Source organism: Alishewanella sp. HH-ZS (genome assembly GCF_001704375.1).
GTDB lineage: Bacteria > Pseudomonadota > Gammaproteobacteria > Enterobacterales > Alteromonadaceae > Alishewanella > Alishewanella aestuarii.
This window is the reverse complement of sequence record NZ_LZEJ01000014.1, coordinates 43831-60547: the sequence shown is the minus strand read 5'-3', so window position 1 is coordinate 60547 and position 16717 is coordinate 43831. Positions and strand designations below refer to the sequence as shown.

The following is a 16717-nucleotide window of genomic DNA, read 5'->3' as shown; positions in this document are numbered from 1 at the left end:
CATCAGGTTAACCTCACTGGCAGTGGTTTGGTTTTCTCATTTTTACTGTATAACCACAGCAAACCGAAGAACGCGAAATAGGTAAATGAGAAGATCTGAGACAACACGGTATAAGTTGGTGTCGCAGGTAACACACCCAGAATACCCAGCGCTACAAAGCTGATGCAGAACATCACCAGGTTCCAGCGGTGCAGTTCACAACGGTAACGCACAGAGCGTACCTTGCCACGGTCAATCCACGGCAGTAACGCCAGTGCCAGGATGGCCAGGAACATCGCGATAGCGCCTAGTAACGGATCCGGAATAGCACGTAAGATGGCATAGAATGGCGTGAAATACCAAACTGGTGCAATATGCTCAGGCGTCTTCATTGGGTTAGCCACTTCAAAGTTTGGCGGCTCCAGGAAGAAACCACCGCCCTCAGGCACAAAGAAGATCACAAAAGCAAAGGCTAACAGGAAGCCGGCAACACCCACTAAGTCTTTTACCGTGTAGTACGGGTGGAATGGAATCGCATCGACAATCACTTTCTTGCCACCTTTGGTGAAATACTGGTGGAAAGTAAACTTCTTGTCGGCTTCGGTCAGTTCAACAGAACCATCGTTATCGCGTTTGATATCGATACCGTCCGGGTTGTTCGAACCCACTTCATGCAGGGCCATAATGTGCAGGAACACCAGGATCACCAGCACCAGTGGTAAGGCAATAACATGCAGCGCAAAGAAACGGTTTAAGGTGGCACCAGAGATAACATAGTCACCGCGGATCCACAGCGTTAAATCATCGCCAATAAACGGAATAACACCGAAGATCGAGATAATTACCTGCGCACCCCAGAACGACATCTGGCCCCATGGCAGCATATAACCCATGAAAGCTTCCGCCATCAGGACTAAGAAGATCAGCATACCGAAGATCCACAGCAGTTCGCGTGGCTTCTGGTAAGAGCCGTACATCATACCGCGCAGCATATGCAGGTAGACCACGACGAAGAAGGCAGAGGCACCGGTAGAATGCATATAACGCAGTAACCAGCCGTACTCGACATCACGCATGATGTATTCGATAGAGGCAAAAGCACCTTCGGCTGATGGCTCATAGTTCATGGTCAGCCAGATACCGGTGACGATCTGGTTTACCAGCACCAGCATCGCCAGCGAGCCGAAAAAGTACCAGAAGTTAAAGTTTTTTGGTGCCGGATACTGCATCACATGCAGGTTCATCTTATCCATAAAGGGTAAGCGGTACTCAATCCAGCTCATAATATTTTTAAACATCAGGCTGCCCCCTCGTCTTCACCGATCAGTACGGTGTTGTCATCAATAAACATATACGGAGGAATCATCAGGTTGGTTGGTGCTGGTACGTTCTGGAATACCCGGCCGGCCATGTCAAAGCGGGAACCGTGGCAAGGACAGAAGAAACCAGAGCGGATGCCTTCAACCTGTGCTGCGAAGTCACTTGGCAGATAGGTTGGTGAACAGCCCAGGTGAGTACAGATCCCGACGGCAACAAAGATTTCCGGCTTGATGGAACGATGACGGTTCTGGGCATAAGCAGGCTGTTGCGGGTCCTTGGAACCAGGATCCCGTAAGCGGTTCTCGGTATCGGCCAGTTGGGCCAGCATTTCTTCGGTACGCTTTACGATCCACACCGGGCGACCACGCCACTCTACGCGGATTAGTTGCCCATCTTCGAGTTTACTGATGTCGGCACTTACCGCCGCACCGGCTTGTTTAGCCCGTTCACTCGGATTCCAGGACGCAATAAAGGGCACAGCAGCTCCTATGGCACCAACGCCCCCCACAACAGAGGTTGCAATGGTCAGGAAGCGGCGGCGACCATGATCTACAGGCGCATTGCTCATCCACTCATCTCCACATTGAAACGCTTAACGATTAAAAATTAAGCGGCTGAAATTCAGCATTATTATAATTACAAAATATTGCCGATCATAATGAAAAGCCTTGCGTTGCACAAGGATTAAGGCGCGCTGAACACCTAATATCTTAGTCTGATTGTAAAGTCGCAGTGCCAGCTCATCACGGTTGCTAACCGGCAGACAAAAAAAAACCCGGTAACACCGGGTTTTCTGTACAAAACGAAATTAACGTTTTGAGTACTGTGGACGTTTACGTGCTTTACGCAGACCCACTTTCTTACGCTCAACCTGACGGGCGTCACGGGTAACGAAGCCAGCTTTACGCAGGGCTGGACGCAGTGACTCGTCAAATTCCATCAGTGCACGGGTGATACCGTGACGGATAGCGCCGGCCTGACCAGAAATACCACCGCCTTTAACAGTGATGTACAGGTCAAATTTTTCTACCATATCAACCAGTTCTAACGGCTGCTTTACTACCATGCAGGCAGTTTCACGGCCGAAGTACTCTTTCAGGCCACGTTGGTTAACAACGATGTTACCTGAACCAGCTTTTAAGAAAACACGCGCCGTTGAGCTTTTACGACGACCAGTTCCGTAATATTGATTCTGTGCCATGTTATGCTCCGATTAAATATCTAAAACTTGCGGTTGCTGAGCAGCGTGCTGATGCTCTGCGCCGGCGTAAACTTTTAACTTACGGAACATAGCGCGACCCAGTGGGCCTTTAGGCAACATGCCTTTGATAGCTGATTCCAGAACCATTTCCGGCTTCTTAGCAATCAACTTCTCGAAGTTGATTTCTTTGATACCGCCTGGGAAACCAGTGTGCGAGTAATACATTTTCGCCTGAGCTTTGTTACCGGTAACAACCACTTTGTCCGCGTTTACCACGATGATGTAGTCACCAGTGTCAACGTGCGGCGTGAATTCCGGCTTATGCTTACCACGCAGACGCGCAGCGATCTCAGTAGCGATACGACCTAATGTCTTACCGTTTGCATCAACAACGTACCAGTCGCGAGTTACGCTTTCTGGTTTTGCAGTAAAAGTTTTCATTAAACTCATTCCAAAATAACTAAAGTTACACCTGACAAAGTGCAGGGCTGATGCACAGTGTCGTTATCGCACCCCTTCGAATGCAAAAACTGCCGGGCTAACGGCAGTATAAGGCTGTAACGTTGGCCGGGCGCGGATTATATATTAAACAGCAATAAAGATCAGCAGTCTGACGCGAAATTTTTTAGCTTAGGGTAAATGTTCGCTGGCCAGATAATCATGCGACTGCATTTCCTGTAACCGGCTGATACAGCGTTTAAATTCAAAACTGAGTAAACCGCCCTGATATAGCTGTTCCAGCGGTACCGCGGCCGAGATAATTAACTTAACGTGCCGCTCATAAAACTCGTCTACCAGCGCAATAAAGCGGCGCGCCACATCGTCATTATGCTGCCCCATGGGCTGCACGCCCGATAACAACACGGTATGGTATAACTTGCTTAGTTCCATATAGTCGTACTGACTACGGGCGGTTTCACACAGCTCATAAAAACTAAACCAGACAATGCCGTCGGCCTCAGCCCGGGTTTGCAGTTTACGGTTAGCCACTTCGATACTGACCGCGCTTTGCCGCGGCTCAACTGACAGCGCCAGAAAGTACTGTTCCAGATTGGTATCAGCTTGCGGGTCAAGTGGATAGTGATAAATCTCGGCTTGTTCCAGGGTGCGCAGCCGATAATCAATACCGCTGTCGACATTAACCACCTTGGTGAAGCGTTTTATCAGTTCAATTGCCGGCAGAAAGCGCGCCCGCTGCAGGCCATTGCGATACAGGCCATCGGGTTCAATATTTGAGGTTGCTACCAGCGTGATACCCCGGGCGAACAGTGCCTGCATTAGCGTACCCAGGATCATCGCATCGGTAATATCAGAGACAAAGAACTCATCAAAACAGATAATATCGGTTTGCGCCTTAAAGCGATCGGCCACTTTTTCCAGCGGATCACTGACGCCTTTCAGCTGTTTTAGCTCTTCATGCACCCGGTGCATAAAACGGTGGAAATGCACGCGCAGCTTGCGCTCGCCTGGCAGGCATTCGTAGAAGGTGTCCACCAGATAGGTTTTACCACGCCCGACACCGCCCCAGAAATATAAGCCCAGCAATGGCTGCGGTAGCTGCACCTTACCACTCAAGCGCTGCCATAAACTGGGTTTGTAAGGCGGGCGGTTGATATAATCATCGAACAGGCGCTGCAGTTGCTTAACCGCAAACTCCTGCGCAGCATCATAATGAAAATCAGCACGTTTCAGATCTTGCTGATATTTTTCCAGTGGCGTCATAAGTTTTACTTGAAAGTCTGCTGGTTAACCTCTAATTAAGGTTCATAATCTTAACATGCCTTACCACCTTGTATAAGAAGTTAGGGTAGACTACGCCATATTTTTGTAATTAAGGAGTTAGCATGGACTTAACGACGTCTCTGGTCTGGTTAGTTGTTGGCATCATCGTCGGTGGCGTAACCACCCGTTTAATCAGTATCCGCCAATTCGGGCAAAGCAAGTTACAACAGGAACTGGATGAAAGTAAGAAACAGTTGGCGCAATATCGCCAGGATGTGTCTGAACATCTGGACACCACGCACCAGTTAATGAGTCAGCTGCAGGATAACTACGCCAAGATCGCCCGTCATGTGCAGCAATCCAAGATGCAACTGGTTGAGCAACCGGTTAATCCGCGGGATGAAATTAATTTCTTTTCGGCCGACACCCACCGCCAGATCAAACAGTCGTTACATCAGCTGGATGAGCGTCGCCGTCAGCACTCGGTAACGGAACAGCAACCACGCGACTACTCCGGTGAGGCCAGCGGGCTGATTAAGGAAAAACCGCGTAAGGACGACTAAGTTCGTCCTTTACAGCAATAAATTTCGGCGATTAATTCAGAACTTTTTTATCTAAAACGCCTCTTAGTCTCACCTTTTCTTGAGGAGTCTATCAGACGATGAATAAAAAACTGTCTTTGCTTAGCGCTGCAGTTTTTGCAGCATTCACCCTCACTGCGGTAACGCCGGCGAATGCCGCCCTACCCTTTCTCAATCGCGCCAATCAGCAGGAAATGCCGACCCTGGCGCCGATGCTGGAACAAGCAACGCCAGCCGTAGTTTATATTTCAGTGGCTGGTAGTCGCGAAGTCCGGCAGCGGGTACCCGATGCATTCCGGCATTTCTTTGGGCCGCGCGGTCCGGGTGAACTGCGTGAAGAGCGGCCGTTCCGTGGCCTGGGTTCCGGCGTAATTATCGATGCCGCCAAAGGCTATATTGTTACCAATAACCATGTGGTACAGGACGCCAGTGAAATTCAGGTACGGCTGAAAGACGGCCGCACCTTTAGCGCGAAAAAACTCGGTGCCGATCCGGAAAGCGATATCGCACTGTTACAGATTGAAGCCAAAGATCTGGTGCAACTGCCGCTGGCCGACTCTGATCAATTGCGGGTTGGTGATTTTGCCATCGCCATCGGTAACCCCTTTGGACTGGAGCAAACCGTAACCTCCGGTATCATCAGTTCACTAAGCCGCAGTGGCCTGAACCGCGGTGATGCCTTTGAAGACTTTATTCAGACCGATGCCGCCATTAACAGCGGTAACTCGGGCGGCGCTCTGGTGAACCTGCGTGGTGAGCTGATCGGTATTAATACTGCTATCCTTGGCCCCAACGGCGGCAATATTGGTATTGGTTTCGCCATTCCCAGTAATATGATGAAAAATCTGGTTGATCAGATCCTGGAGTTTGGTGAAGTGCGCCGTGGCAGCCTCGGGGTGCGTGGCTCCAATGTGACAGCTGAATTGACCAAGGCGTTAAATCTGAACGTCAACCGTGGCGCCTTTGTCGGTGAAGTTCTGCCCGACAGTGCGGCTGCCAAGGCGGGGCTGCAATCCGGCGATGTGATTGTCAGCATTAACAGCAACCGCATTCAGAGTTTTGATGAGTTGCGCGCCAAAATTGCTACCCTGGGTGCCGGTCGGGAAGTGACGCTTGGCGTACTGCGGGATGGCCGTGAGCGTAATATCAAAGTCACGCTGCAAGAAGCGGCCAGCACCACGGTTGAAGCGACTGAGCTGCACCCGATGCTCAGAGGGGCAACCCTCAGTAATACCGAGCGCGGCATTGAAATTACCGCAATTGAAGCCAATTCAGCCGCTGCGCAGGTGGGTTTACGCCAGGGCGACCTGATTGTTGGCGTTAACCGGCAACGCGTTAGCAATATGAATGAGCTACGCCGTTTACTGGAACAACGTGACGGCGGTGTGGCGGCGCTGAATATCCAGCGTGGAGATAGCCTGCTCTATATCCTGATCCGCTAAAAATCTTCGCGGGCAACAGTCGCTTAGCGCTACTGTCTGCCCGCTTTTAATGCTATGCTAGCGCTATTAATTCTCGTTCAGAAATGAAACTGTGCGCACCAGCCTGCTGTTTATCCTGCGAAGCATTGCCTATGGCCTGGCCCTGGCATTTATCCTGGTTTGGTTTTTCCCGAACCTGGCCGGTATCAGCTTGCCCAGTTTCCAGTCCCAGGCTGAAGAACAAAGCACTGCGCCGGTATCCTATAGCCGTGCTGTAAGAAGGGCGGCCCCCGCCGTCGTCAATGTCTATACCCGTAGTCGGATCGTCGATCCCCGTTCGCTGCGGCCCCGAACTATTGAACGCCAGGAGCTGGGCTCAGGCGTCATTATGTCGGCTGAGGGCTATATTCTCACCAACTATCATGTCGTTTATGGCGCCGACCATATTGAAGTGGCGCTGCAGGATGGCCGCTGGCTGGAAGCAGTATTAATTGGCCAGGATGAAATCTCTGATTTAGCCGTGCTATACGTGCAGGCAGATAATCTGCCGGTGATCCCGCAGGATCCGTCGATTGAGCCCCAGGTCGGTGATCTGGTACTGGCCATTGGCAACCCACTCAATTTAGGCCAAACCATCACTCAGGGCATTATCAGTGCGAATGGCAATACCGGTTTGAGCTCACGCGGTTATCCGGATTTTATGCGGATGGACGCTGCCATCAACAAAGGGAACTCAGGGGGCGCCCTGGTGAACAGTAATGGCGTGCTGGTTGGCATTAATGCAGCAGCTTTTCAGGTACAAAATCAGGACATTCAGGGCATCTTTTTTGCCGTGCCTTACCAGTTGGCGCGCAATATTATGGAAAAACTGATCAAATATGGCCGGGTTACCCGCAGCTACCTCGGCGTGTCTGGCGAAGCAGTAGTGAACTCTGCCGGTGATCGTCTGTTTTCTACCGGACAACCACTGTACGGTTTGATGCTAACTGAAGTCGCCGCAGGCGGTCCGGCCGCCGTCGCAGGTTTACAAAGCGGGGATATTATTCTGGAAATTGCTGGCCAACAATTCGCTGATATGCGCCAGGCGATGAATTTTATCGCGGAAACTGCGCCTGATACTGAACTACCCTTTACTATCGATCGTGGCGGGCAGCGCCTGACTATCGTGACCACAGTGCGGGAACAACGCCGTCGTTAAACTACTTTTCGCACGCTGATATAGCGCTGCCGCTAAGCGGCAAACATCAGTGCCAAACAAAGCATCGCCAAAAAAATACCCGGCTCAAACCGGGTATTTTTCGTTGGTCAGATAACTCGCTATCAGGCGTTAATCCGCTCGATATGTGCGCCCAGCCGCTGTAGCTTGTCTTCGATGCGCTCGTAGCCGCGATCAATATGATAGATCCGATCAACAACAGTGGTACCCTGCGCCACCAGACCAGCAATGACCAGACTGGCAGAAGCACGCAGATCGGTTGCCATCACCTGAGCCGCAGTCAGCGAAGGGCTGTGCTGACAAACAGCGGTATTGCCCTCCAGACGAATACGGGCACCCATGCGTTGCAATTCAGGTACGTGCATAAAGCGGTTTTCAAAGATCGTTTCCGTGACCATGCCCACGCCTTCAGCAACCACGTTCAGCACAGTAAATTGCGCCTGCATATCGGTTGGAAAGCCAGGATGCGGTACCGTTTTCACATCAACTGAATTCAGCTTGCGGCCTGTCATATTCAGGCGGATCCAGTCTTCACCTGTAGTAACCTCGGCGCCGGCTTCACGCAATTTCTCCAATACCACTTCCAGATCGGCTGGTGCGGCATTACGGCAAATAATATCACCTTTGGTGACGGCAGCAGCCACCAGGAAGGTGCCGGTTTCAATGCGATCCGGCAGTACCTTATGCTGACCACCATGCAGAGCAGGGACACCTTCGATCACCAGCGTATCGGTACCGGCACCACTGATTTTTGCGCCATGACTGTTTAGATAGACAGCCAAATCAACGACTTCTGGCTCACGGGCTGCATTTTCAATAATGGTTTTGCCATCTGCCAGTACGGCGGCCATCATCAGGTTCTCAGTACCGGTTACGCTGACCATATCCATTACGATATGTGCCGCCTTTAAACGGCTGGCACGGGCTTTGATATAGCCGTTCTCAACGGTAATTTCTGCCCCCATCTTGCGCAGACCATCGATATGCAGGTTAACCGGCCGGGCGCCGATAGCGCAGCCACCAGGCAAGGACACTTCTGCCTGGCCAAAGCGCGTCAGTAACGGGCCCAGTGCCAGAATAGAGGCACGCATGGTTTTAACCAGCTCGTAAGGCGCAAACTGATTGCTGATGGCACTGGCGTCAACGCTAACCACATCATCCTGATGTGAGACCTTGGCACCGAAAAGTTGCAACAGCTTCAGGGTGGTTTCAATATCTTTTAAGCGCGGCACATTGCTGATCGTTGTTGGCTGCTCGGCCAACAAGCTGGCAAATAAAATTGGCAGGGCGGCATTTTTAGCGCCGGAGATAACGACCTCTCCCTGCAGAGGGCCATTGGCGGTAACAAGAAACTGTTGCATAGAAAATCTCAGAACGGAGGATTGAGTAACTTTTCTCTACGCCATTGCTCTGGCGTAAAGGCTTTAATACTGAGCGCGTGAATACTGCCATCAGCAATGGCTTGCATCAAAGGTGCGTAGACCATTTGCTGTTGCTTAACGCGACTTAACCCATCAAAACAGCTGCCGACGGCGGTTACTGCATAATGCGAACCTTCTGCTTTGACATACACTTCACTCAGCTGCAGCTCGGTTTGCAGCAGCTGTTCAATCTGTTGTAACTCCATCTGAGCACCTTAATCGACTATCGGCAATAGATCGGCAACGGCGCTAACTCGTGCCAATGACAGAAGTTGTGCCGGAGCCTGGCGGATCTGCAACTGCAGATCCCGCTGTTGTGCCAGCGCCAGCTGTTCGATCAGCCAGGCTAACCCGGCTGAGTCTACATTGGTTAGGGCGGAGAAATCAAAAACAACCTGCCCTGATAAGCTTTTTAACAGCGTAAAAGGCAAATAGTCGAGCAGGGTTTCCCGATCCAGCTCACCGCGAAAAACGAGAACCTGCCCCTGCTGGGTAATGGTTAGTGCCACAATTTACTCCGCCGTACCAGCTGGCTCAGCTTCCGGGATCTTCACCGGATCTTTGGCTTTTTCGCGCAACATCACGGTTACCCGCTCCAAGCCTTGCTGGCGGATTAAATTACTTAACTCAGCACGCTTGCTATCCAGTAATGAGATACCTTCGGCAATCATATCGATCACCAGCCAGGTTTCCGCATTACGCGGCCGGCGTAATTTAAAATCAATCACGATATCCGGCTTGCCCGGATCAATGACCCGGGTACGCACTGTGGTGATCAGGTTATTGCCAATGGCGCGTGATGGCTCAATCATCACCTTCTGCTCTTTATAGTAAGTTAAAGCACCAGCATAAGATCCAATCATATACTGCTCAAAAGCACTGACAAACTCATTAAAGGCTTCTTGATTGGCACGGATATCTACGCTGCGGCCGACAATAGTGGCAGCGGCATAGCGGCTATCGACATAGGGCAGCAGCTCTTCAATCACGATAGTGCGCAGATGCTCTAAATCCTGCTGGATCAGTGGCTGATCAGCCTTGATCCGACTAAAGGTTTTATCGGCAACCACTTCAATCAGTTTGTTCGGATCGCTAAAGGTTTCCGTTGCCTGCGCCGGCGCTAACCAGAGCGTGGTAACCGCAAGCAGGGCTGTAAGATTTTTCAGTAAGGCGTTCATTAGTTCCCCCGGTTAAATAAAAACTGACCAATTAACTCTTCCAGCACGATGGCAGAACGGGTGTCTTCAATCATGTCGCCATCTGCCAGCATCTCGACCGTATCGTCGACAAAGCCCGGTATCAAGCCAATATACTGCTCACCTAACAGACCTGAAGTCAGGATGGCAACCGAGCTGGTTTCCGGAAAGTTGCTGTATTCGGTATTAATCGCCAGGCGAACCACCGGCGTGTAAGTGACCCGATCCAGCTCGATCGAGCTGACACGACCTACGATGACGCCACCGACTTTGACCGGTGACCGCACTTTCAGACCACCTATGTTGTCGAATTTAGCGAACAGGGTATAGGTTTGCGAATTACCGCCAAAGCCGGTATCCGCTACCCGTAACGCCAACATCACAAAGGCGGCAAACGCCAGCACAATAAAGCCACCTACCAGTATTTCCATTTTACGTGTGGTCATCTTTTATCCACCAAACATTACTGCAGTTAATATGAAATCAAAACCCAAAACAGCCAGCGACGCCGTCACTACCGTCTCAGTCGTCGCCCGGCTGATCCCCTCAGAGGTTGGCACAGCATCATAGCCTTTGTGCAGGGCAATCCAGATCACCACCAGCGCAAACACCAGACTTTTAATGACACCATTCATCACATCCTGATACAAATCGACATTAGCCTGCATCGCTGACCAGTAGCTACCGGCATCAACACCTAACCATTCCACACCTACCAGGTGGCCACCTAAGATACCAACAGCATTAAAAATTAATGCTAACAATGGCATACAGATCACACCGGCCCAGAACCTTGGGGCGATAATACGGCGTAAAGGATCGACAGCCATCATTTCCATACTGGACAGCTGTTCCGTCGCCTTCATCAGGCCGATCTCGGCCGTTAAAGCACTACCCGCCCGACCGGCAAACAACAAGGCTGTCACCACCGGGCCGAGTTCACGCAGTAAACTGAGCGAAACCAAAGGCCCAAGCATGCCCTCAGCGCCAAACTTCACCAGTACGTTGTACCCCTGCAGTGCCAGTACCATACCGATAAAGAGGCCTGATACCAGAATAATCAGCAGTGAAAGAACCCCTATCACATAGAGTTGTTTCACCAGTAGCGGAAAGCCCTTGCGGAAGTCTGGCTTACCCAGTAAGGCACCAAACAACATCAAGCCGGCGCGGCCAAAACCGGCAACTGTGCTGATGGTGCTATGACCTATTCGTTGTAATCTGTCAGCAATCACCTTGTCAGCTCCATTAATTCATCCTGATAGGCCGCGGCTTTAAAGTGGAAAGGTACCGGACCATCTGCTTCGCCGCGCAGGAACTGTTGCACCAGCGGCGAAGGATCATTACGTAGTTGTTCCGGAGTGCCCTCGCCAATCACCGTTTTATCCGCCACCACATAGACATAATCAGCGATACTCATCACTTCAGTCACATCGTGCGATACCACTACTGAGGTCAGACCCAGTGCATTATTCAGCTCACGGATCAGACGGACAATCACGCCCATCGAAATCGGATCCTGCCCGGCAAAGGGCTCATCGTACATAATCAGCTCAGGATCAAGTGCTATGGCCCTGGCCAGCGCCGCACGGCGGGCCATACCACCGGACAATTCAGCTGGCATCAAATCACGGGCACCACGTAAGCCAACAGCTTCCAGCTTCATCAGCACAATGCGGCGGATCAGCGACTCCGGTAGCTTGGTATGTTCGCGCAGCGGAAAGGCTACGTTGTCAAAAACGGTCATTTCGGTAAACAAGGCACCGCTTTGAAACAGCATGCTCATTTTTTTCCGCGCCTGATACAGCTCGCTGCGTGACAGGCGTGGGATATCCCGGCCTTCAAACAGAATTTTACCACTGTCAGGTTTGAGCTGGCCGCCAATCAGCTTGAGCAGTGTGGTTTTGCCAATGCCACTTGGCCCCATAATGGCCGTGACCTTACCACGCTGCACCTGCATATTCATGGCCCGGTAGATCGGACGATCACCGCGCGAAAAGCTTAGCCCCTGAATATCTATTAGTATCTCAGACAACATCGTTCTCCATGAATTAACCGCGATACCGGCTACGGCTAACTTAAGTGTCAGACTGGCATGTTTACATACATATTTGTATGTTTGCAATCATTGCCAGACGTCAAGGTTGTATTATTGTAAACGGAATCACCTGCGGAGTGGTTACAAAAATTCGTAACAAAGTATGCGCAAATTCGAAAAGCCGTACCTGACTGCACTAAAGCCGAGGTTTTTTTGCATTTGTTGACAAGAAGCGGGAAAATACCTGCTCGTTGTTTACTCCTAAAACCGGACACTATGATATCACCTTTGTCGTTAGCCATCATCTTTGTTATCGTCGGCCTGGTCTTGTTGATTTGGAGCGCCGACCGTTTTGTCTATGGTGCTTCTTCAATTGCCCGTAATAGCGGTATCTCGCCAATGATTATCGGCTTAACCATCGTTGCCATGGGTTCATCCGCCCCGGAAATGTTGGTGTCCGCCACTGCTGCCGCCCAGGGCCGGTTAGATACCTCGGTCGGCAACGCCCTGGGTTCAAACATCACCAATATCCTGCTGGTGATTGGCGTAGCAGCCTTACTAAAACCGATCGCTGTCGCCTCTCTTACCCTGAAGCGCGAATTTCCAATGCTGCTGCTATTTACCTTTCTGGGCTTTTACTTAATATCAGACCATAACTTAACGCGGGCTGAAGGCTTGATATTACTGGGGTGCTTTGTTGGTTTTATCGCCACACTGGTGTATTGGGGTAAACATGCCACACCAGACGATCCGTTAATTGCCGAAATTGAAGCGGAATTGCCGGAACCGACCTCCAACGTTAAAGCCATTTTCTGGATCGTCGCCGGTTTAGTATTGCTGTTGGCCAGTTCGCAACTGCTGGTTCATGGTGCAGTCACTATTGCCCGCTATGCTGGCTTAAGCGATCTGGTGATTGGTTTAACCATTATTGCCATCGGCACCAGCCTGCCAGAACTGGCAGCCAGTGTGATCGGTATTTTAAAAGGTGAAGATGATTTAGCGCTGGGTAATATTATCGGCTCCAATATCTTTAATATTTTAGCGGTGCTGGGCTTAGGCGCCGTGATTGGCCCGGGCAGCCTGGATATTAACGCAGGGACCCGTGATAGCTATGTGATGATTGCTGCCACCCTGCTGATGTTGCTGATGTCACTGCGGCTTGGGCGCCAGCAACGGATTAACCGGCTGGAAGGTGGTTTATTGCTAAGCGGCTTTGTCGGTTATCAATATTTATTATTTACTCAACTTGCGTAAGACAGGAACTATGGCCTCTCAGACTTTTCGTGATCAGGCGCTGCAAGTACTGCGAATAGAAGCTCAGGCGGTGCAGCAACTGGAACAATACCTTGATCAGCACTTTGAACGTGCCTGCCAACTGATTCTGGACGCCAGCGGCAAGGTGATTGTCAGTGGTATTGGTAAGTCAGGTCATATTGCCAATAAGATCGCAGCGACCCTGGCTTCGACCGGTACGCCGGCGTTTTTTGTCCATCCCGGAGAAGCCAGCCATGGCGATCTGGGCATGCTTTCAGCCGGTGATATTATGATTGCCATTTCAAACTCCGGCGAAACAGCGGAAGTCTTGACCATAGTACCGGTGATCAAACGCCTGGGTATTCCGCTGATTGCGATGACCGGTAAACCTGACTCTACTCTGGCACAAGTTGCCGATGTGCATATCTGTGTCGCTGTAGCACAGGAAGCCTGCCCACTGGGTTTAGCACCAACCGCCAGCACTACCGCTACCCTTGCTATGGGTGATGCCATTGCCGTCGCGGTGCTGGATGCCAGAGGCTTTTCTGCTGATGATTTCGCGCTGTCACACCCCGGTGGAAGTCTCGGCCGCAAGCTGTTGCTGCGCCTGTCAGATATTATGCATCAGGGCGAGCAGGTCCCTATCGTTGCCCGGCAAGCCAGTATTAAAGACGCCTTACTGGAGATATCAAAGAAAGGCCTGGGGATGACCACTATCGTCAATCCCGATGGCAGTTTGGCCGGTATTTTCACGGATGGTGATTTGCGACGTATTCTGGACCAACGCCTGGATATCCATACCGTAGCCATTGAACAGGTTATGACGGCGAATTGCATTACTGCCAAAGCCGATATGTTAGCGGCAGAAGCACTGAACATTATGCAGCAAAAGAAGATTAACGGCTTGATCGTAGTCGATGAGCAGCGCCAGCCGGTGGGCGCCTTAAATATGCATGATTTATTAAAAGCCGGGGTGCTATAAATGGAGCTGTATCAGCAACTTTATCAACCACTCAGTGACCAGCAAGCAAACCTGGCCCGTCAAATCCGCCTATTAATATGTGATGTAGACGGCGTATTCTCGGATGGTCGGATCTATCTTGGCAACGCCGGCGAAGAGTTAAAAGCGTTTCACACCCGCGATGGCTATGGCATCAAAGCATTGCGCCAGGCCGGTATTGAGGTGGCGGTCATCACCGGCCGGCGTTCCGCTATTGTAGAGCAGCGCATGAAGGCACTGACTGTAAAGCACATCTATCAGGGCCAGGAAAATAAAATGGCCGCCTTTGCGGAAATTCTGGCGCTGTTGCAACTTCAGCCAGATCAGGTTGCCTATATAGGTGATGATCTGGCCGACTGGCAGGTAATGCAGCACTGTGGCCTGGCTGTCGCTGTGCGGGATGCCCATCCCTATCTGCAACAACAGGCGCACCTTTGCACCAGTTTACCCGGTGGCTATGGCGCGGTGCGGGAACTGTGTGATTTGTTACTGATTGCACAGCAGCGCTTTCTGCAATTTGATGGTAGCAGCACATGAGAAAGTTTTTCGTATTAAGTGTCACCGCCCTGGTACTGCTTGCGGCCTACTTATGGTTTGCGCCGCAAGGCGGCGATACCGATCGCCAGGCCGACCGCGAATTCCTGCCCGATTATATTGCGGAAAACCTGACCTTGCGTGTTTATGACCAGCAGGGCTATATTGCGGATCATCTGCAAGCCAAACGGCTGGAACATTTTGAGCAACTGGGTTTTACGCAGTTTGAATTGCCGCGCTACACCCTGTTTAACGATGAACATCAAGCCGCTTGGGAAATCAGCAGTCAGCAAGGTATTTGGTTTCCGGAAGATAAAATTATTCTGGAACAGCAAGTCCTGCTCAGAAATTTGCTGCCTGGCGAGTTTATTGAACAGGTTGAAACAGCCTCATTACAAATGCTGTTGCCAGAAAAAACGCTGCAAACGCATGAGCGGGTGCGGCTTAGCGGACCAGGCTTTTATATTCTGGGCATCGGCCTGCAGGCCGACCTCACGGCACAACATTTAGTGCTGCAAAAACATCTGGAAACGGTATACGCCAATGAAAACTAAGTTATTAATCGCTGCAGTATTTTTTAGTTCGCAAGCTCTGGCAGCGACGAAGCCAGATCATACTTTGCCGATTGCGATTAACGCAGATAATACTGAGGCGTCCATTCGCGATAATATCGCGGTTTACGTCAACAATGTCGAAGTCACCCAAGGCTCCTTGCTAATCAAAGCCGATAAGCTGGAGATCAATGCCAGTGCCGGTAAAGGTAATGAGGTGTTTATTTTTACCGGTCGTCCGGCTACCTATTCCCAGTTACTGGAAGGCGACCGGCCGGTAACAGCCCAAGCGAATGAGATCCGCTACGATTTGGCCAGCCGGACCCTGACGCTGACTGCGGATGCCGAGCTTACCCAAAGCGGTTCTCTGGTGCGTGGTGATGTGATTCGTTATAACATCGAGTTACAACAGTTAACGGCCGGCAGTGAACAAAACCGGCGGGTAACCACCATTTTCACGCCAGAAACCAAGGAAAATCAATGAAGTTAGTGGTTTCACATCTGGCCAAAAGCTATAAAGGCCGGCAGGTGGTAAAAGATGTCAGTCTGGAAGTCAAAGCAGGTCAGATCGTTGGCTTGTTGGGACCCAATGGTGCCGGCAAAACCACCACTTTTTATATGATTGTTGGTCTGGTGCCATCCGATAAAGGTCAGATCACGTTAAACGAGCAAGATATCACCTTCGCCCCTATTCATCAGCGGGCCCGGGCGGGTATTGGTTATTTACCGCAGGAAAGTTCGATTTTCCGCAAATTGACGGTATACGACAATTTGCTGGCAATTCTGGAAACCCGAAAGGAACTTAACCGCCAGCAAAGGGAAGAAATCGCCGATGACCTGCTGGAAGAATTTCATATTGGCCATATTAAAAATAGCCTTGGTATGGCGCTGTCCGGTGGTGAGCGGCGGCGGGTAGAGATCGCACGCGCTCTGGCCGCAGATCCTGCTTTTATTTTGCTGGATGAACCCTTTGCCGGCGTGGACCCGATTTCGGTGCTGGATATTAAAAAAATTATTCAGCACCTATGCCAGCGCGGCATCGGGGTACTGATCACTGACCATAATGTGCGGGAAACCCTCGATGTCTGCGAAATAGCCTATATTGTCAGTCATGGTGAATTAATTGCCGCCGGCTCGCCGCAGGATGTGTTAGCGAATCAACAGGTCCGCGATGTATACCTGGGTGAGCAATTCAGGCTATAGTAGGGCAATCAGCGTCAAGTCCTCCACCCGCTGACACGGAAGGCGCAATCAGGCGGCACAGACCGCAGCCACTTCCAGGATGG

General features: G+C 51.0%; 21 protein-coding genes. 9 read left to right on the top strand and 12 right to left on the bottom strand.

The features are described from left to right. Positions 1 to 2 precede the first annotated feature (2 nt). The 5 genes from A9165_RS07605 to zapE form a co-directional block, all read right to left on the bottom strand. Entirely contained in the window at positions 3 to 1277 is a 1275-nt protein-coding gene (locus A9165_RS07605) for a cytochrome bc complex cytochrome b subunit (protein ID WP_008606889.1), read from the bottom strand. After that, positions 1277 to 1867, bottom strand: coding sequence for a ubiquinol-cytochrome c reductase iron-sulfur subunit (gene petA / locus A9165_RS07600; protein WP_065955451.1), 591 nt, complete (start codon positions 1865 to 1867; stop codon positions 1277 to 1279). The genes A9165_RS07605 and petA overlap by 1 nt, the downstream gene beginning before the upstream one ends. Before the next feature lie 240 nt (positions 1868 to 2107). Then, on the bottom strand, positions 2108 to 2500 hold the full coding sequence (gene rpsI, locus A9165_RS07595) for a 30S ribosomal protein S9 (RefSeq protein WP_008606886.1): 393 nt from the start codon (positions 2498 to 2500) through the stop codon (positions 2108 to 2110). Between the two features lie 12 nt (positions 2501 to 2512). Then, positions 2513 to 2941 (bottom strand): 50S ribosomal protein L13, encoded by a 429-nt coding sequence (rplM, locus tag A9165_RS07590; protein ID WP_008606885.1) that lies wholly within the window; start codon positions 2939 to 2941, stop codon positions 2513 to 2515. Between the two features lie 189 nt (positions 2942 to 3130). Continuing rightward, positions 3131 to 4222: a cell division protein ZapE gene (gene zapE / locus A9165_RS07585; protein ID WP_065955450.1), complete on the bottom strand. Its 1092-nt coding sequence runs from the start codon at positions 4220 to 4222 to the stop codon at positions 3131 to 3133. Positions 4223 to 4344: 122 nt separating this feature from the next. Here zapE and A9165_RS07580 point away from each other — a divergent pair, with 122 nt between their 5' ends. The 3 genes from A9165_RS07580 to A9165_RS07570 all read left to right on the top strand — a co-directional run bounded on the left by A9165_RS07580 (position 4345) and on the right by A9165_RS07570 (position 7422). Then, the gene (locus A9165_RS07580) at positions 4345 to 4785 is read left to right on the top strand and encodes a YhcB family protein (protein ID WP_008606883.1); all 441 of its coding nucleotides are present in this window, start codon (positions 4345 to 4347) and stop codon (positions 4783 to 4785) included. A gap of 98 nt (positions 4786 to 4883) precedes the next feature. Next, the gene (locus A9165_RS07575; RefSeq protein WP_008950146.1) at positions 4884 to 6245 is read left to right on the top strand and encodes a DegQ family serine endoprotease; all 1362 of its coding nucleotides are present in this window, start codon (positions 4884 to 4886) and stop codon (positions 6243 to 6245) included. Between the two features lie 91 nt (positions 6246 to 6336). Next, positions 6337 to 7422 carry a trypsin-like peptidase domain-containing protein gene (locus A9165_RS07570; RefSeq protein WP_065955449.1) on the top strand — a complete coding sequence of 362 codons (1086 nt, stop codon included), beginning with the start codon at positions 6337 to 6339 and terminating at the stop codon, positions 7420 to 7422. A 122-nt stretch (positions 7423 to 7544) separates the two neighbouring features. Here the strand turns inward: A9165_RS07570 and murA are convergent, their stop codons facing one another. From murA to mlaF, 7 genes are read right to left on the bottom strand one after another with little or no spacing between them, the layout of a single operon-like run. Further along, positions 7545 to 8801, bottom strand: a complete 1257-nt coding sequence (gene murA, locus A9165_RS07565; RefSeq protein WP_065955448.1) for a UDP-N-acetylglucosamine 1-carboxyvinyltransferase — start codon at positions 8799 to 8801, stop codon at positions 7545 to 7547. A gap of 8 nt (positions 8802 to 8809) precedes the next feature. Next, the gene (locus A9165_RS07560) at positions 8810 to 9067 is read right to left on the bottom strand and encodes a BolA family protein (protein WP_008606877.1); all 258 of its coding nucleotides are present in this window, start codon (positions 9065 to 9067) and stop codon (positions 8810 to 8812) included. Between the two features lie 9 nt (positions 9068 to 9076). After that, positions 9077 to 9370 carry a lipid asymmetry maintenance protein MlaB gene (locus A9165_RS07555; protein WP_008606876.1) on the bottom strand — a complete coding sequence of 98 codons (294 nt, stop codon included), beginning with the start codon at positions 9368 to 9370 and terminating at the stop codon, positions 9077 to 9079. Between the two features lie 3 nt (positions 9371 to 9373). Further along, positions 9374 to 10039 carry a phospholipid-binding protein MlaC gene (locus A9165_RS07550; RefSeq protein ID WP_008606875.1) on the bottom strand — a complete coding sequence of 222 codons (666 nt, stop codon included), beginning with the start codon at positions 10037 to 10039 and terminating at the stop codon, positions 9374 to 9376. Beyond that, complete coding sequence (mlaD, locus tag A9165_RS07545; protein ID WP_008606873.1) at positions 10039 to 10503, bottom strand: outer membrane lipid asymmetry maintenance protein MlaD; 465 nt, start codon at positions 10501 to 10503, stop codon at positions 10039 to 10041. Before mlaD ends, A9165_RS07550 begins: the two co-directional genes overlap by 1 nt. A 3-nt stretch (positions 10504 to 10506) precedes the next feature. After that, complete coding sequence (gene mlaE / locus A9165_RS07540; RefSeq protein WP_008606872.1) at positions 10507 to 11289, bottom strand: lipid asymmetry maintenance ABC transporter permease subunit MlaE; 783 nt, start codon at positions 11287 to 11289, stop codon at positions 10507 to 10509. Then, positions 11286 to 12092, bottom strand: a complete 807-nt coding sequence (gene mlaF, locus A9165_RS07535; RefSeq protein WP_008606871.1) for a phospholipid ABC transporter ATP-binding protein MlaF — start codon at positions 12090 to 12092, stop codon at positions 11286 to 11288. Before mlaF ends, mlaE begins: the two co-directional genes overlap by 4 nt. A 276-nt stretch (positions 12093 to 12368) precedes the next feature. Here mlaF and A9165_RS07530 point away from each other — a divergent pair, with 276 nt between their 5' ends. From A9165_RS07530 to lptB, 6 genes are read left to right on the top strand one after another with little or no spacing between them, the layout of a single operon-like run. Beyond that, positions 12369 to 13346 (top strand): calcium/sodium antiporter, encoded by a 978-nt coding sequence (locus A9165_RS07530; protein WP_008606870.1) that lies wholly within the window; start codon positions 12369 to 12371, stop codon positions 13344 to 13346. 10 nt (positions 13347 to 13356) lie between these two features. Then, on the top strand, positions 13357 to 14328 hold the full coding sequence (locus A9165_RS07525) for a KpsF/GutQ family sugar-phosphate isomerase (protein WP_008606869.1): 972 nt from the start codon (positions 13357 to 13359) through the stop codon (positions 14326 to 14328). Continuing rightward, the gene (gene kdsC / locus A9165_RS07520; protein WP_008950151.1) at positions 14329 to 14883 is read left to right on the top strand and encodes a 3-deoxy-manno-octulosonate-8-phosphatase KdsC; all 555 of its coding nucleotides are present in this window, start codon (positions 14329 to 14331) and stop codon (positions 14881 to 14883) included. Then, a complete protein-coding gene (gene lptC / locus A9165_RS07515; RefSeq protein WP_008606867.1) occupies positions 14880 to 15434 on the top strand; it encodes an LPS export ABC transporter periplasmic protein LptC in 555 nt (184 codons plus the stop codon). Before kdsC ends, lptC begins: the two co-directional genes overlap by 4 nt. After that, positions 15424 to 15915: a lipopolysaccharide transport periplasmic protein LptA gene (lptA, locus tag A9165_RS07510; protein WP_008606866.1), complete on the top strand. Its 492-nt coding sequence runs from the start codon at positions 15424 to 15426 to the stop codon at positions 15913 to 15915. The genes lptC and lptA overlap by 11 nt, the downstream gene beginning before the upstream one ends. Further along, the gene (lptB, locus tag A9165_RS07505; protein ID WP_008606865.1) at positions 15912 to 16634 is read left to right on the top strand and encodes an LPS export ABC transporter ATP-binding protein; all 723 of its coding nucleotides are present in this window, start codon (positions 15912 to 15914) and stop codon (positions 16632 to 16634) included. Before lptA ends, lptB begins: the two co-directional genes overlap by 4 nt. The last annotated feature ends 83 nt before the right edge of the window (positions 16635 to 16717 follow it).